Origin of the sequence: Galactobacter caseinivorans (assembly GCF_003640665.1) — a bacterium.
Classification (GTDB): Bacteria; Actinomycetota; Actinomycetes; order Actinomycetales; family Micrococcaceae; genus Galactobacter; species Galactobacter caseinivorans.
Map to the genome: position 1 here is coordinate 14,961 of NZ_QQXL01000005.1, position 17,979 is coordinate 32,939.

Annotated in this window: 17 protein-coding genes; 7 read left to right on the forward strand and 10 right to left on the reverse strand. The window is 69.2% G+C overall.

All coding sequences use genetic code 11. The annotated features are described in order from the left end of the window. Nucleotides 1-162: 162 nt before the first annotated feature. The gene (locus DWQ67_RS08745) at nucleotides 163-798 is read right to left on the reverse strand and encodes a GntR family transcriptional regulator (protein ID WP_158595416.1); all 636 of its coding nucleotides are present in this window, start codon (nucleotides 796-798) and stop codon (nucleotides 163-165) included. A gap of 147 nt (nucleotides 799-945) precedes the next feature. On the opposite strand from DWQ67_RS08745, the gene DWQ67_RS08750 reads away from it, so the two are divergent. Beyond that, complete coding sequence (locus tag DWQ67_RS08750; RefSeq protein ID WP_121485234.1) at nucleotides 946-1,557, forward strand: hypothetical protein; 612 nt, start codon at nucleotides 946-948, stop codon at nucleotides 1,555-1,557. Between the two features lie 88 nt (nucleotides 1,558-1,645). Beyond that, nucleotides 1,646-2,017 (forward strand): hypothetical protein, encoded by a 372-nt coding sequence (locus DWQ67_RS08755; protein ID WP_121485235.1) that lies wholly within the window; start codon nucleotides 1,646-1,648, stop codon nucleotides 2,015-2,017. 167 nt (nucleotides 2,018-2,184) lie between these two features. Here DWQ67_RS08755 and DWQ67_RS08760 read toward each other — a convergent pair whose 3' ends face one another. From DWQ67_RS08760 to DWQ67_RS08795, 7 genes are all read right to left on the reverse strand, one after another. Beyond that, nucleotides 2,185-2,514, reverse strand: a complete 330-nt coding sequence (locus DWQ67_RS08760) for a hypothetical protein (protein WP_121485236.1) — start codon at nucleotides 2,512-2,514, stop codon at nucleotides 2,185-2,187. A 134-nt stretch (nucleotides 2,515-2,648) separates the two neighbouring features. Beyond that, nucleotides 2,649-3,944, reverse strand: a complete 1,296-nt coding sequence (locus DWQ67_RS08765) for an MFS transporter (protein ID WP_121485237.1) — start codon at nucleotides 3,942-3,944, stop codon at nucleotides 2,649-2,651. Beyond that, nucleotides 3,941-4,861 carry a FadR/GntR family transcriptional regulator gene (locus DWQ67_RS08770; protein WP_158595417.1) on the reverse strand — a complete coding sequence of 307 codons (921 nt, stop codon included), beginning with the start codon at nucleotides 4,859-4,861 and terminating at the stop codon, nucleotides 3,941-3,943. Before DWQ67_RS08770 ends, DWQ67_RS08765 begins: the two co-directional genes overlap by 4 nt. Before the next feature lie 145 nt (nucleotides 4,862-5,006). Beyond that, nucleotides 5,007-5,996 carry a hypothetical protein gene (locus DWQ67_RS08775; protein ID WP_121485239.1) on the reverse strand — a complete coding sequence of 330 codons (990 nt, stop codon included), beginning with the start codon at nucleotides 5,994-5,996 and terminating at the stop codon, nucleotides 5,007-5,009. Nucleotides 5,997-6,592: 596 nt separating this feature from the next. Continuing rightward, nucleotides 6,593-7,690, reverse strand: coding sequence for a 3,4-dihydroxyphenylacetate 2,3-dioxygenase (hpaD, locus tag DWQ67_RS08785; protein WP_121485449.1), 1,098 nt, complete (start codon nucleotides 7,688-7,690; stop codon nucleotides 6,593-6,595). Nucleotides 7,691-7,890: 200 nt separating this feature from the next. Continuing rightward, nucleotides 7,891-9,396, reverse strand: coding sequence for a 5-carboxymethyl-2-hydroxymuconate semialdehyde dehydrogenase (hpaE, locus tag DWQ67_RS08790; RefSeq protein WP_121485241.1), 1,506 nt, complete (start codon nucleotides 9,394-9,396; stop codon nucleotides 7,891-7,893). Between the two features lie 74 nt (nucleotides 9,397-9,470). Then, nucleotides 9,471-10,136, reverse strand: a complete 666-nt coding sequence (locus tag DWQ67_RS08795; protein ID WP_121485450.1) for a GntR family transcriptional regulator — start codon at nucleotides 10,134-10,136, stop codon at nucleotides 9,471-9,473. A gap of 251 nt (nucleotides 10,137-10,387) precedes the next feature. Between DWQ67_RS08795 and DWQ67_RS08800 the strand changes: the two genes are divergently transcribed. The 3 genes from DWQ67_RS08800 (at nucleotide 10,388) to DWQ67_RS08810 (ending at nucleotide 14,544) form a co-directional block, all read left to right on the forward strand. Next, nucleotides 10,388-11,326, forward strand: coding sequence for an ABC transporter ATP-binding protein (locus tag DWQ67_RS08800; RefSeq protein ID WP_199712668.1), 939 nt, complete (start codon nucleotides 10,388-10,390; stop codon nucleotides 11,324-11,326). Between the two features lie 132 nt (nucleotides 11,327-11,458). Continuing rightward, on the forward strand, nucleotides 11,459-12,475 hold the full coding sequence (locus tag DWQ67_RS08805; protein WP_121485242.1) for an iron-siderophore ABC transporter substrate-binding protein: 1,017 nt from the start codon (nucleotides 11,459-11,461) through the stop codon (nucleotides 12,473-12,475). Continuing rightward, on the forward strand, nucleotides 12,475-14,544 hold the full coding sequence (locus DWQ67_RS08810; protein WP_121485243.1) for an iron ABC transporter permease: 2,070 nt from the start codon (nucleotides 12,475-12,477) through the stop codon (nucleotides 14,542-14,544). Before DWQ67_RS08805 ends, DWQ67_RS08810 begins: the two co-directional genes overlap by 1 nt. 217 nt (nucleotides 14,545-14,761) lie before the next feature. On the opposite strand, the gene DWQ67_RS08815 is transcribed toward DWQ67_RS08810, so the two are convergent. Further along, on the reverse strand, nucleotides 14,762-15,265 hold the full coding sequence (locus DWQ67_RS08815; RefSeq protein ID WP_121485244.1) for a glycosyltransferase family 4 protein: 504 nt from the start codon (nucleotides 15,263-15,265) through the stop codon (nucleotides 14,762-14,764). Between DWQ67_RS08815 and DWQ67_RS08820 the strand changes: the two genes are divergently transcribed. After that, nucleotides 15,188-15,820 carry a hypothetical protein gene (locus DWQ67_RS08820; RefSeq protein WP_147433654.1) on the forward strand — a complete coding sequence of 211 codons (633 nt, stop codon included), beginning with the start codon at nucleotides 15,188-15,190 and terminating at the stop codon, nucleotides 15,818-15,820. The genes DWQ67_RS08815 and DWQ67_RS08820 overlap by 78 nt on opposite strands. Before the next feature lie 41 nt (nucleotides 15,821-15,861). Here the strand turns inward: DWQ67_RS08820 and DWQ67_RS08825 are convergent, their stop codons facing one another. After that, nucleotides 15,862-16,872 (reverse strand): Lrp/AsnC family transcriptional regulator, encoded by a 1,011-nt coding sequence (locus DWQ67_RS08825; RefSeq protein WP_121485246.1) that lies wholly within the window; start codon nucleotides 16,870-16,872, stop codon nucleotides 15,862-15,864. 336 nt (nucleotides 16,873-17,208) lie between these two features. Between DWQ67_RS08825 and DWQ67_RS08830 the strand changes: the two genes are divergently transcribed. After that, nucleotides 17,209-17,934 (forward strand): siderophore-interacting protein, encoded by a 726-nt coding sequence (locus DWQ67_RS08830; protein ID WP_121485247.1) that lies wholly within the window; start codon nucleotides 17,209-17,211, stop codon nucleotides 17,932-17,934. Nucleotides 17,935-17,979 lie beyond the last annotated feature (45 nt).

The window sequence follows — 17,979 nt, forward strand, 5'->3', positions numbered from 1 at the left end:
GTGACGCACGGGCACCCGAGTGCCGGTGTCGGAGCGGGTTCCGGTGCAGGCGCCGGAGCGTTCGGGCACCCGGGCACTGAGGCGCCCAGGGCGTCGTCGGGCACCGACCGCCCCGATCCGGGCAGTGCCAGCCGCGCCGCCCATGCCGCGATCAGGGCGGCGTTAGGAGACGGGGATGGGCAACTCGGCGATCCGGGCCAGGTGCCGGCTGGCCGCCTCGCGTGCGGCCTCCGGGTCCCCGGAGGCGATCGCCGCGAGCATGTCCTCATGTGCGGAAACCTCTGGGATGAAGCGTTTCACGTCGATCTCGTCAGAGAGGAGGTAGAGCGCCCTGGTGGACTCATCCAGAGCGCGAGCCAACGGGGCCGTGAGGCGCGAGTTCCCCGACCGCTCCGCGATGACCCGGTGGAAGGCGGTGGACGCCTGAAGTGATCCGCGGCGCGTGGTGGCCGCGCGCTGGTGATCAAGGTACTTGCGCAGGGCAGCCAGCGCTTCCAGGCTGCCCGGCTCGTCCGAGCGGACCTGTTGCGCCAGGTGGGCGGCGGCGATGGGCTCCAGTGCCAGGCGCACCTCGAGGACCTCGTGCAGATCTGCCTGGGTCATGGGGATCACCAAGTAGCCGCGCTTGGGCAACACCTGCACCAGGTGTTCGTGGCTCAGGCGCTGCAATGCCTCCCGGACCGGCGTCTTGGACACCTTAAATTCGTCCGCCAAAGCGGGTTCAATCACCACGGTCCCGGGCACCAGGTCCCCTGTGATGATCCGATGTCGAAGCTCAATCGTGAGTCTTTCGGCCATAGATATAGCCATGCGTCTTCCCCCAAGTCAATGACAAATCCCCCAATGCTAAGAATACCCCGCAGAGTCACATGCGCAAACGGTGTATTAAAACTGGTTGAAGCTGGGGCGTCTAGGGCCTGGCGGGGCACCGATAGACTGGGGCTCGTGTCTTCCACCTCTGTGACCTCCATCGATCTTGCGCGCGTCCTCTGGAAGCCGACGATCTATCGAGGCACCGTCGCCATTTTGTTCTCCCTCTTGGGGATCTTCTGGGTGAGCCACACCCCGGCCGTGGTGCTGGCGGTGGCCCTGGGATTGCTCTTCCTGCTGTGGGCGCTGATCATGTGGCCAGTGACACGCCTGACCGGCCTGCCGCAGACGTTGCGCACCGGAATCACGGCCGCCGCGCTGGCCTGGCTCGTGGCCGGCGTGATGGCCCTCTTTGTTCGCGAACCGGCGGCCGCCGCCTTCATCGGAGCCTTTGGCCTGATCCTGGGCGGCGGAAGTGAGTTGGTCGCCGGGGTCAAGGAACGCTCGCTTGGCCGCCCGGCCCGCGACTTCTCCCTCACCGGCGGCATCAGCGCGCTCGGCGGCGTCGTCTTGGTGCTCGTGGCCATCGGCATGGGGGAGAAGATTGATGCGCACGGGATCTTCGGAACCTGCGCCATGATCGTGGTGCTCCTGGGCGTGCACCTGCTGATTGCCGGCCTGAGCTACCGCTCGGATTCGCGCAAGGCGGATGCAGCTGCGGCCAAGCCCACCGAGGCTGGGTCTTAACTCACACTCCGGAGTGCCCACCCTGTGATCCGGTTCCAGCCGCGCGCCCTAGACTAGATGTTCCCCCGCACTACCAAGGAGGCCCTTCGTGGCTAAGCCAGGCGCCGCACGGCGCGACTGGAAGCAGAGCATCCGCCCTGCCCTGATCATCTCCCTCGCCATGGGCGTGGTGGCCGGCGTGGTTGCCACGGTGGCCTCCTCCGGCGGCACCAAGAACGGCCTGAACGTGCAGTTTGGCGGCATCGCCTTCCTGATCGCCTTCGTGGTCGGCCTCCTGGTGATCTCGCTGCTGATGATGGTGGCCAAGGAGAATTCCGGCGACATGGGCCGCGGCTCCGGCGTGAACCGCTCCTCCGAGCTGAGCGATGACGAACTGCGCGCCCTCGAGGCCAAAGAGGCCGGGCGCCCCGTTGCTGAGGGCACCGACCCCGAGGCCCCCGGCGCCGCGCCGCGCGCCTAAAGTAGCCCGCGCCGCGCGCCTAAAGTAGCCCGCGTCGTCGGGCATTGACGCCGTTGACGGCCCGTCCCGGCGGGCGGCCCACCGCGTCGCGACCACTGAACAACGAGCGAGGCTCCCTCCAGATGGAGGGAGCCTCGCTCGTTGTGTGTCGCCGATCGGGTGGCGCCCTAGTCCTGGGAATCCTCCGCGACGGACCACTGCTGCACAAAGGCCTCGGGGCTGAGCTCCGCCAGGTCCGCGCGCACCGCGTCCAGCATGGCCTGATCGCCCTCGTAGTTGCCGCCGTCCAGCGTCATCAGCTCGGAGCCGTCGTCCTTGCGGCGCACCACCACGCGCACGCCGCTGAAGGCAGAGCCGTCGTCGCCGAAGGCAGCCGTGGCAAGGCCAGCCACAAAACGACCCGCGCGGGCCGCCACGTTCTCGTGTTCGGGGCCCTCCATGGACGCCTCGTACATCTCCGCCGCGGTGCCGGGGGTAGGGCTCGGGATCTGCGTCATGGCGTGCCTTTCCTTGCTGCTGCTCTCACTTCCTAGTGCTCACTCTAGTCGGGGCGCCGGAGCCTCATCGCGGCGGCCCGTCCTTGCCGGGCCTGTCGTGGCCGGGCCCGTCCGCCGCGTGTCGCCGGAAACTCTTAGTCGATGGTGCGATCGCGCGCGGCCAGGGAACCCACCACGGCCGCCGCGACGGCGACGCAGGCCAGGGTGATGAGCGGGGCGGTCCAGCCGCCCGTGAGGTCATGCACGGCACCGAGCAGCGGGGGAATGCACGCGGCCAGGAGATAACCCAGGGACTGCGCCATGCCGCTCAGCGTCGCGGCACGGTGGTGGTCGCGGGTGCGGGCGCCGAAGAGGGCCAGCGCGGTCACGATGGTGCCGCCCGTACCCAGACCAAGAAGGATGGCCCAGAGCGTGGCCAGGTCGGGGGCGGCCAGCTGGCCCAGGATGCCCGTTGCGGTGACGAGCACCGGGACCATGGTCATGATGCGCGGATTGGTGCGGCGCAGCACGGCGCCCGTGCTGAGGCTCCCCACGATGCCGGCGGCCTGAATCAGGGCCATGTGCGCGCCCGCGACCACAGGACTGGTGCCGCCATCATGCTCCACGGCCGGCCACCACGTCAGGACCGAGTAGAAGAGGCTGGACTGCAGGCCCATGAAAATGGTGACCTGCCACGCCGTCGCCGAACGCCACATGGGCTTGGGGCGCCCGGCCTCCCGTTCAAGCGCCTGCTCGGGATCCAGGAGAGCGGGCGTGGGACGGTGCTGCGCGCTGGAGCGTAGCTGAGGCAGGAACACGGCCAGCGCCACCAGTGCAATGCCCGCCGTGCAGCCAATGGCCAGGCGCCAGTCGAAGCCCGGGGCGGAGGCGAGGGGGACCGCAAAGCCGGCGGCCAGGGCGGCGAACCCTGACTGCACACCGTTGTAGGCGCCAGTCAGCGGTCCAATCTTGGAGGGGAAATCCCGTTTGAGCATCGCAGGGAGGAGGACGTTGATGAGCGCGATGGAGGAACCCACCACCACGGTCCCCGCCCAGAGACCCGGGGTCCACGGGGCCGAACGCAACACAATGCCAAGCGCCAGCGCGCCGAGCGCCAGGCCAAGGGTCCGCTCAATCCCGATGCGCGCGGCAAGCTTGGGGGCCAGCGGGGAGACCACGGCGAAGCACAGCAACGGGAGCGAGATCAGGGCCGACGTGGCGAAGGAAGGCAGCGACAATTCGTCGCTGATCTGGCCCATGAGCGGGCTCACCACCGTGAGCGCGGCGCGCATGTTGGCCGCCAACAACAAGATGCCGACCAGGAGCAGGGCCGGGCGCAGAGCCCGTTCCCCCGGGGTCGTGGGGGACGCCGGGTTTGCGGGGGACGCCGGGCTTGTGGGGGTGGCCGGGGTTGTGGGGTTGGCCGGGGTTTCCGGAGTGGCGGGGCTCATGCGGGGTCTCCTGGGAGGGTTCGGAGCTGTTCGGAGGCGTCAAAGATGCGGCGTGCGGCCGCGACGGCGGCGTCGGCATCGCGATCACAGAGCGCGGCGAGGAGCTGATCATGCGCCTGGTCTAGCCGGGCGATGCGGCCGTGGACGTGGGGCCCGCCGGTCTCATTGAGGCTGGGGGAGAGGGCTGCGGCGTGGACCTCGGCCTCGCCAGTGTGGGAAAAATAGGAGGTCACGCGGTCAAGTCCCAGGTAGATCTCCTGGAGGATCGGGTTGCGCGCGGCTTGGGCCACCGCGTCGTGCCAGGCCAGGTCCAGCCGCAGGAAGGCCACGTCGCTGGAGCCGTGTGAGGCAGCGCGGCGTTCCTCGGTCAGCTCCCGCAGCCGGTCAAGCTCCTCTGGGGTGGCGCGGGTGGCTGCCAGTCTGGCCGACTCGATCTCCAGAGCGGTGCGCACCTCAAGCGCGTGGAGGCGTTCCTCCGGGGTGACGCGGCGGCTGAGCGCCACCTCCAGGTCATCCGTGGCGATGACGTAGGTGCCATCCCCGCGGCGGGCTTTCAGAAATCCGGCGCTGACCAGGCTGCGCAGGGCCTCGCGCAGCGTATTGCGGCCAACCCCCAATTCCGCAGCCAGCTCGTGTTCCCCCGGGAGCCTGGTGCCCACCGGCCAGGTGCCATCCTGCAGGCGCTGGCGCAGCAGCTGCACGATGCTCTGGCCGCGGGTGAGCTTGCCCGGGGAAGTGACGGGGGAAGTGGCCGGGGAAGTGGCGGGGGTGGGAGGGGTGGCCGGTTGGGTCGCCGGTCGGGGCGTTGCCGCGCCGGAAGCCTCCGTGGAGGGGTCCATGTGCGCGGGCGTCCGGGCGGCCTGGCGATCGGGAGAGACCTGTGGCACGGGCTCGGAACCGGGGGACTGCTGAGGCATTCCCCAAATGTAGGACATTTGAGGTCGGAGGCCAAATGCAGGCCCATCCGCCCCTCCCGCGCCAACCGCCCCCGCCGACGCCAACCCGCCCGCGTGCTGTACCGAGCGGCGTCGGGCAAGGTGTGAGCCATCCCTGAGCCGACGGCTAAAGCAGCCGATCCCCGGGTGACGACGGGACACCGGCGCCCGTCAGCGTGCGAATCAGCTGTTCGGGGGCCGTGATGCTGTTCCATCCCCAGCGGCGCAACTGCACTCCGGTAGCCAGGATCCGGTTCTCTCGGTGCTTCTCTGCGCGCACAGCGTCGCGCGTGTCCAGGCGGGCGCCGGCCTGCTTTCCTGCGTATTTCAGCATGCCGTCCACCTCGCCAACCAGCTCCAGCCTGGGCCACCAGAAGTCCACCCGCGCCACGAATCCGTGGTGGTCGTGCACGGAGTGTTGCAAGACTGGCGCTTCCAGGCCCGCACCCAACATCACCGCACGGGACCCGGACTCCGCGACCGACTCCGCCAGCGCAGACCCCGCCGCCAAACGCGCGGTGGCCCGGCGCCGCCAAGCACCGTAACTGAGTTCTGCGATGGCGCCACGTACCATGTCCCGGCGCAACCATTCATTCTCATCGGCGTGCCCAACATGCGTGGGCGCCGACTCGGCTTTGGCCGCCGCGTCAGCGACCGTGATGGCCTCCGGCAGGCTGCCGTGAGCCAAGATCTGCGCCGCCGCGTAGGCAGGATGCACGGTGACGTGGCCGTCCTGTGTCGCAACGGTCGGCGCGCTGTGACGGTGGCGGATCAACTCCGGTACCCACCCCACCGGGATCTGCGCCGAAGCGGAGATGGGAACCATCCCTTGGCGTCCCTGGTTGCCACTGCGTGAAAGCGCGGTGAGCCGATCCGCCGTTCCAAACAGGGGAACCCCGTGCAGCAGCAGCGCGGTCTCGCAACACAGCGGCTCTTTGGTGCGCAGGGCCCAAGCTCTTGCCAGGACATCCGCCCGCACATGGCGCGGGGCGGCCGTCCAGTGCTGAGCGTCCACGTACTGCCCGGGCGCGATGCGGATGAGGTGCCCGGCCGCGAATTGGCGGGCCAGCCGCGGGGAGTGATCGGTGGGGAGCATGAGTTGGAGCGACGTGTGCATGGGTTCAGTTGACCCGACGGTCGCTGGTCGTGGGGGCCAAACGGACCGATTGTGGATGGCTGCGCCTGATTGGCCGGTTGTGAGGGACGGGGCCGCGTTGGGGTTTGCCGTGTCTGTGCGCACTTTGCCGTGGTGGCGTACACGGCAAAGTGCGCCGGGGCACGGCAGACCGAGTTTGGTGGGAGGCGGGGATGTGGTCTGGCCTGCGTTTGGTGCTCTGGAGGACGCGCTTACTGCTCTGGAGGTCGCGGTCAGTGTTCGACGGCGATGGGGCGCGGCGCGCTGGGAGGTGGGGGTCGCGTCGTCGGGCACCTTGGGCGCCCGTGTCCTGCCGCCGCCCGGCTATCTGAGGTTTGCCGTGTCTGTGCGCACTTTGCCGTGGTGGCGTACACGGCAAAGTGCGCCGGGGCACTGCAAACCTCGCCACCTCACGCGCCACGCGCCACGCGCCACGCGCCACGCGCCACGCGCCACGCGCCACGCGCCACGCGCCACGCGCCACGCGCCACACCCCACCGCAACCAGCCCCCGGCGCACAACGCCAGCGGCGCCCGGCCCACCAAGGAACCGAACGCCGCCGCACAACCTGCCCTACATCACACCTGGTTCCCCAACTTGAACCCCTTGGACGCCTGGCCGCGGTAGGTGCCGTCCTCGTCGCCGGCGCGGGTGAAGGAGAAGCCGTCCGCGCCGATCGTCACGTCCAGCTCGGAGCTGTCCGTGCGCTCAATCACCTCTTGCACGTTCCCGTCCAGGTCCAGCACCAGGGAGGCCTCGGAGTACCAGGACGGGACCACGGGGTTGCCCCACCAGTCGCGGCGCTGGTTGTCGTGCACGTCCCACGTGATGACGGGGTTGTCCGGGTCTCCGGTGTAGTAGTCCTGCGTGTAAATCTCGATGCGGTGGCCGTCCGGATCCAGGATGTAGAGGTAGAACGCGTTGGAGACGCCGTGGCGGCCGGGGCCACGCTCAATGCGGTCGGAGATGCGCAGCGCGCCCATCTTGTCGCAGATCTGGATGATGTTGTGCTTCTCGTGGGTGGAGAAGGCCACGTGGTGCAGGCGCGGCCCGTTGCCGCCGGTCAGCGCGGTGTCGTGGACGGTGCCCTTGCGGTGCATCCACGCGGCGTAGGTGGTGCCTTCCTCATCCTTGATGTCCTCGGTGACGCGGAAGCCAAGGTCCTCCAGGTATTTGCGCCCGCGCGGCACGTTGGGCGTCACCTGGTTGAAGTGGTCCAGGCGCACCAGTTCGCCGGCGGAGTACAGGTCGTAGCGCATGTGCAGGCGCTCCACGTGCTCCGTCTCAAAGAAGAACTCGTAGGGGAAGCCCAGCGGATCCTCCACGCGCACCGCGTCCCCGATGCCCTTCACAAAGCCGCCGGATTGGCGCTCGGTGCGGCAGCCAAGCTCCTGGTAGTACGCCTCGGCGACGTCCACGTCCTCCGGGGTGCGCACGCGGAAGGCCATGGCCTTGAGCGCGGCCACGGGGCCCTTGGTCAGCACCAGATTGTGGTGAATGAATTCTTCAAAGGAGCGCAGGTAAATCTGATTCTCGTCCTCCTCGGTGACGTGCAGGCCAAGCACGTCAACGTAAAACGTGCGCGAGGCCGCCAGGTCGGTGACGACCAGCTCGGCGTAGGCGCAGCGCAGGATGTCCGGCGGGGCGATGGACGGCGTGGGGATCTGGTTGGCGATCTCTGGCATGGTGACTCCTTTGTCAAAAACTCTGGGCCGGTCACAAACGCTGCTCGCAGCGTTTGTCTCGAGCGCGCGTGGGCGGCTCGGTCTCAAGCGGTGGGGTGTGCGGTGCTCGACGCCGCGTGCGTGCGGTGCGCACGCGGCGTCGGGCATCTGACGTTGCTGGGTCCTTGAACGAAGGGCCCCGCGGGCAATGCTTAGGCCTGCTTGCCAAAGACGGGGTTGTGGACCTCGCCCAGGTTGATGTGAACGGCCTGCTGGTCGGTGTAGAAGTCGATGGAGCGGTAGCCGCCCTCGTGGCCAAGGCCAGAGGCCTTCACGCCGCCGAACGGGGTGCGCAGATCACGCACGTTGTTGGAGTTGAGCCACACCATGCCGGCCTCAACATCCTGCGCAAAGTTGTGCGCGCGCTTGAGGTCGTTGGTCCAGATGTAGGCGGCCAGCCCGTACTTGGTGTTGTTGGCCAGCTCCAGTGCTTCCGCGTCCGTGTCGAACGGGGTGATGGCCACGACCGGGCCAAAGATCTCTTCCTGGAAGATGCGTGCGTCCGGGGCCACGTCGGCAAAGACGGTGGGGCGCACAAAGTTGCCCTCGGGGAACTCCTCCGGGCGGCCGCCGCCGGCCACCAGGCGGGCCTCGGTCTTGCCGAGTTCCACGTAGGACATGACCTTGTCGAAGTGCTCGGGGTGCACAATGGCGCCCACCTCGGTGGTGGGATCATGCGGCAGGCCCACCTTCACGCGGTCCGCCTGGGCAGCGTAGCGCTCCACGAACTCGTCGTAGATGTCGCGCTGAACCAGGATGCGGGAGCCCGCGGTGCAGCGCTCGCCGTTCAGGGAGAACACGCCAAAGATGGTGGCGTCGATGGCGGTGTCCAGGTCCGCGTCAGCGAAGACGACGGCCGGGGACTTGCCGCCCAGCTCCATGGAGAGGCCCTTCAGGTACGGGGCGGCGTTGGCGAAGATGAGCTTGCCGGTGCCGGACTCGCCGGTGAAGGAGATCAGGGGAACGTCCGGGTGCTTGACCAGGGAGTCCCCGGCAAAGCCTTCCTCGCCGTAGCCGTGCACCATGTTGAAGACGCCGGCGGGCAGCCCGGCCTCCTCGAAGATGCCGGGCCAGAGGGAGGCGGAGAGCGGGGTGAACTCGGCGGGCTTGAGCACCACGGTGTTGCCGGTGGCGATGGCCGGGGCCAGCTTCCAAGACTCCAACATGAAGGGGGTGTTCCAGGGGGTGATCAGGCCGGCCACGCCCTTGGGCTTGCGGTTGACGTAGTTCACCTGGCGGCCCGGGACCTTGTAGGCGTCATCATGTTGGGCCACGATCAGGTCGGCGAAGAAGCGGAAGTTCTCCGCGGCGCGGCGGGCCTGGCCAAGGGCCTGCTTGATGGGCAGGCCGGTGTCGAAGCACTCCATCTGCGCCAGCTGGTCCTCGCGGGACTCGATCAGGTCGGCGATCTTGTGCAGCACGCGGGAGCGCTCGCGGGGCAGCATGCCCGGCCACGGGCCGTTCTCGAAGGCGTCCTTGGCGGCGGCCACGGCGGCGTCCACGTCCGCGACCTTGCCGGAGGAGGCCTGAATGTAGGCCTCGTTGGTGACCGGATTCAGAACGTCAAAGGTCTCGCCGTCGATGGAATCCACGAACTGCCCACCGATGTAGTGCTGCAGGTGGCTGGGCAGGTCCTGCGGGAGGAAGTTCTGGCTCATGTTCGCTGCCTTCTTCTTGAGAGTGCTCCCGGAGGGTGGCCCGGGATGCGGTGGTCTGGTGGGACGAGAAGTGTTTAGAGGGTGGACGGCGGTGCGCCGACCGCGGCGAGGTACGCGTTGAGGGTTCGCATGCGGTGGGCCCGGGCCGTGGCCTCGATTTCCGGGGCGGGGCGCGCGGCGTCGATGGCGGCGAGCAGCGCGTCGTGCTCCTCCACCGATTGGGCTGCGCGGGCAGGGATGGTGTTAAACGTGGAGGCGCGAATCGCATTCATGCGGGCCCAGCCGCGGTGAACCAGGTCCAGAAGATGCGTGTTGGGGCAGGCCTCATACAGCGCCGCATGAAAGTCATTGTTGAGCCCGGTAAAGACGGTGGGCTCCAGGTGATTCAGCAGGCTGCGCATCTGCTCGTTGATCCGGTGGGCCTTTGCAAGTGATTCCGCGGAGATCAGCGGCGCCGCCAGCGCGGTGGCCGTGCCCTCTAGCACCGCGAGGGTCTGCATGGTGTTCATATACAGCGTGGCGTCCACCGCGGACACGGTCGCGCCCACGTTGCGCTCAAAGTGCACCAGGCCCTCCGCCTCCAGGCGGCGAATGGCCTCGCGGACCGGTACCACGGAGCACTCCAGCTCGTCGGCGAGCGTGCCGAGGACCAGTCGATAGCCGGGCGTGTACGTGCCGTCCAGGATGTGGCTCCGGATGGCGTCGTAGGCGCGCTGCGACTTGCTCGTCGTGGTGGTCATGTCATAAATCGTATACGAAATGCGCGTGACGCGCCACACATCTTTTGACCCACTGCCCGACGGCGTGTGGCCGGGTTGGCCGCGCCGCCGCGGGGCGCGCCCCCAGGCTGCGGGGCGCGAACCCACGCTGCTGCGACCCGCGCTGGCGCGAACCCGCGCTGTGGGGTGCTGGGGGTCGTTCGGCCCTTCGGGCATGGCCCGATGCAGTTAGCGTACATTCGACATGCCTAAATGGCTTAGGATTGACTCTCGTGAATCAGACTGCCCTGCGCGCCGCAGACCTCAGCGTCGGCTACGCCTCCCGCAATGTTGTGCACCACGTGGACGTGGACATCCTCCCCGGGCAGGTGACGGCGTTGGTGGGCCCCAACGGCAGCGGGAAGTCCACGCTGCTGCGATCCCTGGTGCGACTCCAGCACCGCAGTGGCGGCACCTTGGTCCTCCAGGAGCAGGAGCAGGAGCCGGACCACGAGCCGGACCACGAGCCGGACCACGAGCCCGAGCCGCTCCCGTCCGCGGCCCCACCACCGGAAGGCACCATGCCCATGCCCAAGTTCGGGCCGATGCCGATGCCGATGCCGATGCCCGTGCCGGTGGACGGCCTGGGCGCCAAGGACTTTGCGCGCCGCGTGACCCTGCTGGCGCAATCGCGCCCTCACCCCGGCGGGCTGAGCGTGCAGGACGTGGTGGCCTTTGGTCGCCACCCGCACCGCCGGCGCTTTGCCGGGCTATCCCAGGCGGACCAAGCCGCGATGGATCGCGCGCTGGCGCTGACCGGACTCACGGACCTGGCGGACCGGCCGGTGGATCGTCTCTCCGGCGGGGAGCTGCAGCGCGCCTGGCTGGCGTCGTGCCTGGCGCAAGACACCGCCGTCGTGCTGTTGGACGAACCCACCAATCACCTTGACCTGCGTTATCAGGTGGAGACGCTTGACCTGATTCGCGAACTGGCAGAGGACCACGCGGTGGCGGTGGGGGTGGTCCTGCATGACCTGGACCATGCCGCGGCCGTGGCGGATGCGGTGATTCTGCTGCAGGACGGGCGGGTCCATGCCTCCGGGGCCGCCTCGGAGGTGCTCACCTCGGAGCACCTGAGTCAGGTTTACGGCCTCCCCATTCGGGTGGAGACCGACCCGGAATCTGGCCGACCGCGCATCAGCGCCTCCGGCCGCCGCGTGCGCAGCGCCTAACAGCGCGGGCCCCGAGGGCGGCCCTCACGGCAGCCCCGACGCGCGCCCTCCCGACCCCGACCCCGTCCCAGACCCCGTCCCCGTCCCCCCTCTTTCCCCGACCCCCATGTGAGAAGACCAAAGGAACCCCCCATGAAGAAGCTCGCCTCCGTGACCGCCGCCGCGGCGCTGCTCCTAGCGCTGTCCGCCTGCGGCACCACCGACGTCTCGCAGTCCTCCGCTCCCGCCGCAGCTGCCCCCACCAGCTCCGGCTGCGACGCCGTGAAGCCCACCACCGGCCCCGTCGCCGTGACGGACGTCCTGGGCCGCACGGTGAAGTTGGACGCCCCGGCCAAGCGCGTCGCCGTGCTGGAGTGGCAGCAGACGGAGGACCTGCTCACCCTGTGCCAGAGCCCGGTCGCGGTCCCGGATGTGAAGGGCTACAGCACCTGGGTCTCCGCGGAGAAGCTGCCGGACGGCGTCGTGGACCTGGGCACTCGCGGCGAGCCAAGCATTGACGCGCTGGTCGGTGCGGAGCCGGACCTGGTGATCGTGGAGGCCACCTCCGCGGATGACAAGCTCGTGAAGCAGCTGGAGGCCAAGGGGCTCAAGGTGCTGGCGACCACGGGTGCGGATGCCACGGACCCCATCAAGAACATGCTCCACACCTTTGGCCTGATTGCGGAGGCGACGGGCCGGGCAGAGCGTGCGGATGCCGTGGAGGCGGAGTTCAACGCCTCGCTGCAGCAGGGCGCGCAGAAGATCAAGGACGCGGGCAAGGCCGGGTCGGAGTTTGTGTACTTTGACGGCTGGCTGGAGGGGTCTAACGTCACGGTCCGCCCCTTTGGTCAGGGCGCGCTCCTGGCAGAGGTGGGCGAGTCCCTTGGCCTGAAGAACGCCTGGAAGGGCGAGGTGGATGCGGCCTACGGGCTGGGCCAGACCGATGTGGAGGGCCTGACGACCGTCCAGAACGCCCACCTGCTTTACACCAGCACGGCGGACGCGGACACGGACATCATGCCCGCGCTGCGCAAGACCGCGATCTGGTCCGGGCTCACCGCGGTCAAGGAGAACAGGGAAAAGGGTTTCCCGGAGGGCATCTGGACCTTCGGCGGCCCGCGTTCCTCGCAGGAAATGATTGACGCCTTCGTGGCGGCCTTCACCTCCTAATGCGCTCCACAACCCGCCCCCAGCGCGCCCTGGCCGGCGCCGGGACCCTGCTGGCGCTAGCCCTCGCCCTGGCCGCGTTCTCGGTGGTGCATCTGACGCAGGGCTCATCGGGAACCTCCGGCCGGGAGCTGGTGGGCGCCTTGGCCCATCCCGGCACCGGGGGCGGGGTCGTGGAGATTCTCTGGGGCTCGCGCGTGCCGCGGCTCCTGTCCGGCCTGGTGGTGGGCGGGGCGCTCGGCGTCGCGGGGCTGCTGCTGCAGTCCGTGGCGCGCAACCCGTTGGCCTCCCCGGACACCCTCGCGGTCACGGCGGGGTCCGCCTTTGCCGTCACCGCGGTCTCTGCCTTTGGGCTGAGCATTCCGTGGTGGGCATCCGGCAGCGTGGCGGCGGTCGGTGGCCTGGCCGCGGCGGCCCTGGTGCTGGCCCTGGCGGGCGGCGCCTCCACCGCCACGGCCAGGCTGGTCTTGGCGGGCTCTGCTGTGGCGATGGCGTTGCAGTCCGGCAGCTCCGCGCTGCTGATCCTCTTCACGGAGGAGACCACGGGGCTTTTTGCCTGGGGGAATGGCTCGCTGAATCAGCTCAATATCGACGCCTCTGCCCGGGGCCTTCCCGTGCTGTTGCTCTGCCTGGTGTTGGCCGTGGCGCTCTCGCGTCGCCTTGACGTGGTGTCAGTGGGCGACGACGCTGCGAGGGTTGTCGGAGTGCCGGTGCGTTCCACGCGGGTTGGCGCTGTGGTGCTCGCGGTGATCATGACCGCGGTGGCCGTGACGCTGGCTGGGCCCATCGGTTTTGTTGGCCTGTGTGCCCCGGCCGCCGCGCGGCTGCTGGCCCGCGGTGTGCCCGCCCTGCGCCACCACGTGTGGCTGATCCCCGCTGCGGCCCTCATGGGTGCGCTGGTGGTGGTGCTCAGTGATGTGGCGGTGCGCGCCATCCTTGGTGCGGACAGGGCGCTCACCGTGCCGACGGGCGTGGTGACCTCCATCCTGGGCGCGGTGGTGTTGATCATCCTCGCCGCGCGCTCGCGCTCCGGGCAGGGTTCGGCTGGCGGGGTGGGGGAGTCCGGGGCGGCGGCCGGGGTGGTGCCGCGCGGACGGGCCCGAGTGCTGATCGTCACCGGCGTCGCCGCCGTCGCGCTCGCCGGATCCGTGGTGGGATCCCTGCTTCTGGGGCAGCGCAAGCTGCTGCTGGGGGACCTGTTTTTGTGGGCGCAGGGGGAGGCGCCCCGCATCATCTCCCTGGCATTGGACGAGCGTGCCCCGCGCGTTGCCGCGGCCCTGCTCGCGGGCGCCGCGCTGGGCCTGGTGGGTCTGTTGGTGCAGTCCACGGCGAGAAACCCGTTGGCGGAGCCGGGCTTGCTCGGCGTGAGCGGGGGCGCCGGCCTGGGCGCCGTGCTGGCGCTCAGCGTCGGCGGGACCGCCGCCGCCACGCTCATGCTTCCCGCCGCGGTGGCCGGAGGGCTCCTGGCGTTCGCGCTGGTGTACGCGCTGGCCTGGCGCGGCGGAATTGACCCGGGCCGCCTGGTGCTGGTCGGCATTGGCGTGGGCTACCTGACGGTGTCCGTCACCACCTTCATCCTGCTGCGCACGGACCCGTTTAATACGCCCAAGATCTTCACCTGGCTCTCTGGCACCACCTACGAGCGGGTGTGGGCGGACGTGGCCCCGGTGGCGCTGGGCCTTGCGGTCGTGGTGGCGCTCGCCGTGGCGCTGAGCCGGGACATGGACCTGCTCGCGGTGGGAGAGGACACGCCGCGCCTGCTGGGGCTGCGCCTGGAGCGCACGCGCCTGCTGGTGTTGGTGGCCTCCGCGGTCCTGGCCTCACTCGCGGTGCTCGCCATCGGGACGGTGGGTTTTGTTGGCCTGGTGGCCCCGCACGCCGCCCGGGCCATGGTCGGCGTGAAGCACCGCAGCGTGCTCGCGGTGTCCATGCTGCTTGGGTCGGTGTTGGTGGTGATCGCGGACGCGATCGGTCGCACGGTGCTGGCCCCTGCGCAGCTCCCGGTGGGCTTGCTGGTCGCGCTGATCGGCGCGCCGTATTTCATCTACCTGCTCTCGCGAACGCGGGTGTAGGCGGGAGCGTTTCACCGAAGGCCCGACGCCGCCTGGCCGGGTGGGGTGCCCCGGTGGGGCGCCCCGGCGGGGCACCCTCGAATGCGGAGCGCGCCCGCCCCGCGGCGAACTAGCGGCCTGCCCCGGCGCGGTGAACCCCGGCGGGGTGTCCGCCCGCGGCGACCTAACGGCCCGCCTCGGCGCGGTGAACCCCGGTGCGGTGCCCGCCCGCGGCGACCTAGCGGCGTCGGGCCCCTGCCGTCTCCATCACGGCCGAGTAGGCGCGCCACAGGGCGTGCGTCTGGGCCTCGTTGGTGCTGGCGGCGGCGAGCTGCGCGCTGGCCGCGAGCGAGTCGCTGAGCGCCGGCACCTTGGTGAGTAGCTCCCGCACCTGCTGCGCGGCGTGCTCGGGATCGCTGACGCCGGGAAGCAGCGGCGAACCCTCAAAGCAGGCCAGGTCCCGGACCACAATGGGCAGGCCAGCCCCGGCGGCGTCCAGGACGCTCAGCGGGAAGCCCTCGTAGGAGGCGGAGTGCAGGTACACCGAGCACCCACGCAGCACCGTCTCCACCTCAGCCGGGGTCAGCCAGCCGGTGACGGTGACGCCCGCGGAGGTCAACTCGTCGCGCTGATCCCCGTCGCCGATCTGGTCCGGGCGGCTGGTGTGCTGGTCAGTGCCGTCTTCTGCTCGGTGGCGGCGTGGTGGGGCGTCTCGCCCGCGGCCGCTGTGGCGGCGGGGCAGGGCTGGTGGTTATTGGCGGCAGCGGTGTGCATCGGCGCCGTGTGCGCACCCGGCATCATCCGCGCCGTCCAGCGTTCACCGCGTTCCGCGCAGACCGGCGAGGAACAGGCCCGCCCCGGTGTTTACACGGAAGACGGGACGTACTTGGGGGCGGACCTGGAGGGGCAGCCTGCCCCTCCCATGCCCCTCGTGGCCCACGAGCCGGACGGTGGCCTGGTGGATGCCTCCCGCTTGGCCCAGCGGCGGCCCCTGCTGCTGGTCTTTGTGTCCCACGACTGCCAGTTTTGTGCGGATGCGGTGGCGTACTTTTCGCAGGATGTGGCCTGGATGCATCGGCACGATTTGGCACTGGTGGGCTCGGCAGCCGCATTGGACAAGGTGGAGGTTGCATATGCGCGGCTGTTGGTGGACCCGTTCGGGGCCACCAAGAGCCGGCTGGATCTGACGGCCACGCCCGCTGCGGTGCTGCTGCACACCGACGGAACCTTCAGCGGGCTCGCCTTTGGCCCGCAGGAGATCTACGAGCTCTCCGTCGGCGCTCCCCCGCAAGACTGAACGGGCTCCCCGTGCTGAACGGGCCCCCGCGCTGCACGTGCTCACTCCAGGTAGGGAATGAACTCGCCGGTGGCGCGGCCGCCCGTCGTCAGCACATGACCCAGCCGTTTGTCTGTGTGCAGCACAAGGTGACGGCGCAGGCTCACGCCGGCCTGTGAGAGCGAGGCCACCTGTGCCTCCAGCTGGTGGATGGAGCGCAGGTCCTTGAGCCACACGTTGAACACCAGGTTCGCCGGGCCAACGCTGGTGGTGACAAAGCGGACATCGGGCAGCAGGCCAAGAGCGCGGGTCAGCGGTTCTAGGTGCCGCGGAGGCACCTCCGCGAAGTACCAGAGGGGCACGGGCCAGCCGGAGGCGGAGTTCATGACGTCCACTCGCTGGCGAAAGTAGTTGCTGTGCAGGAGCGCCGCCACGGCGTCGGCCGCCTTTTGTTCGCCGACCCCCAGGCGTTGGGCCAGGACCGAGGCGGGCACGCGCCCGTCCTGTGCCAGCTCGGCAGACACGGCCAGCTTGAACTCGGGATCCGTGTTCTTGGCGGCGCGGGGTCGTGGCGGGCGCTGACGCGGGACCCGCAGCGCGTCCCCCTCGCTCAGCGCCCGCAGCGTCCAGGCCTCAGCGGTGCGGTGGTGATGGGTCAGAATGTGAACGCGCACGTCCTTGACGCCACCAAGGGCCGGGATGTCCTGGACAAGCAGCTTGGTGAGTAGCTCCTCGGTGGTGGCGTAGGCGGTGAGGATGAGCGTTCCGCCGGAGGCGCTGATGTCGATCGTGAAGAGCGTGCCCCAGCGGAGCAACTCCTGACGGATCCGCTTGCCCTCGCCCGGTTCCGCGTCCACCTCAACGATCGCCGTCTGGCGTTGGAAGACCTCTGGGCTCAGCATGCCCGCATTCCAGGCCACGCCTTCTGAACTCAGGCGGTCCCACCGGCGTGAGAGCGCGGAGGGGGTCTGCCCCAGCACCGGTGAAAGGTCCTTCCAGCTGGCCCGCGGCGAGAGCTGCAGGGCATGGATGAGGCGCCGATCTTCCTCAGAGAACACGTGTTCGTTCGTCATAGCTCCCAATTATCATGCATCGGAGCATATCTGCGCGTGCTTTTTAAGGATAAAGAAGACTCTTTGCGAACGCGTGAGCGGGTCGCGACCGTCAACGCCTGACCATCCAGTCGGGCGCCGGGGTGCGGTTCACGCGCGACTTACTTGGGGGCCCCCTTCCCTGTCGCAGGCAAGGCGTTGAGGGGGGAACAAGATGCAAAGGGGACGAGGCCACTCGTCCCCTTTGTCGCGTCCGGGGCGCGTTCGGGGCCCGCCCGGCGGCGCCTCGGAATAAAGTTAGACAAGCCTTACCTATCTATGTAAGGTTGCTCTTGCAGGTCAAGCAAGGGAGTGAAGATGCCCGTCAATGTTCAGCGCGGCTACATGCGGATGCTGCGCATCGCCGAACACTACGTGACGGTGGTGGGAGTCGAGGACAGGACGAGCTGGTTGAGACGGGTCCGGCTGTACGCGCCGGACCTCGTGGAGACGCTCCGCGGTCATCCGACCGAATGGATCCGACTGTGGGTGCCGGATTCAACGCGGGACGGGCTGCTTCGGCAGCGGGGGTACACGGTGGTGGCCTCCAGTCCCGAAGGCGGATGGCTGGACGTGGACCTGGTACTGCATCACCCGGACGGCCCCGCCAGTGCGTGGACGCGGGCCGTCCGGGTGGGTAGCAAGACGGTGGTGTCCTTCACCCCGCAAAAACCTCATCTGGGCCATCAGCAGCCGCTGACCGTGCTGGCGGATACCAGTTCGCTTCCCGCGGTGGAATCGGTGCTCAGCCACCTGGCCGCGGAGGCGCCGGAGCGGACGGTGCGCGTGTTCCTGGACGCCCAGGGGCATGATGTCGCCGGCCTCCTTGGCCCCCGTCTCGCCAAGGTGCAACTCACGGATGATCCGGTGGCGGAGCTCGCAGCCGTGGCGGACAATCTAGGGCCCGACGCCGTGGGCTTCGTTTGGGCGGGACTCTCGCGTCAGCGGATCTCGGCCTTGCGAACCGCGCTCAGGAGCGCGGGCATTGCCCGCGACTCCCAGCACGTGCAGGCGTATTGGATTGAGGGCAAGCCCTTCGGGTAGGGCGGCAGTGGCAGTGACAGTAGCCGAAGCCACCCGCCGGGCCCC

Coding starts and splice junctions, on each gene's coding strand:
- DWQ67_RS08805 (WP_121485242.1), top strand. CDS start 11,459: ATGAAGAAGCTCGCCTCCGTGACCGCCGCCGCGGCGCTGCTCCTAGCG.
- DWQ67_RS08810 (WP_121485243.1), top strand. CDS start 12,475: ATGCGCTCCACAACCCGCCCCCAGCGCGCCCTGGCCGGCGCCGGGACC.
- DWQ67_RS08795 (WP_121485450.1), bottom strand. CDS start 10,136: ATGACCACCACGACGAGCAAGTCGCAGCGCGCCTACGACGCCATCCGG.
- DWQ67_RS08770 (WP_158595417.1), bottom strand. CDS start 4,861: ATGCCTCAGCAGTCCCCCGGTTCCGAGCCCGTGCCACAGGTCTCTCCC.
- DWQ67_RS08825 (WP_121485246.1), bottom strand. CDS start 16,872: ATGACGAACGAACACGTGTTCTCTGAGGAAGATCGGCGCCTCATCCAT.
- DWQ67_RS08775 (WP_121485239.1), bottom strand. CDS start 5,996: ATGCACACGTCGCTCCAACTCATGCTCCCCACCGATCACTCCCCGCGG.
- DWQ67_RS08760 (WP_121485236.1), bottom strand. CDS start 2,514: ATGACGCAGATCCCGAGCCCTACCCCCGGCACCGCGGCGGAGATGTAC.
- hpaE (WP_121485241.1), bottom strand. CDS start 9,396: ATGAGCCAGAACTTCCTCCCGCAGGACCTGCCCAGCCACCTGCAGCAC.
- DWQ67_RS08830 (WP_121485247.1), top strand. CDS start 17,209: ATGCCCGTCAATGTTCAGCGCGGCTACATGCGGATGCTGCGCATCGCC.
- DWQ67_RS08745 (WP_158595416.1), bottom strand. CDS start 798: ATGGCCGAAAGACTCACGATTGAGCTTCGACATCGGATCATCACAGGG.
- DWQ67_RS08765 (WP_121485237.1), bottom strand. CDS start 3,944: ATGAGCCCCGCCACTCCGGAAACCCCGGCCAACCCCACAACCCCGGCC.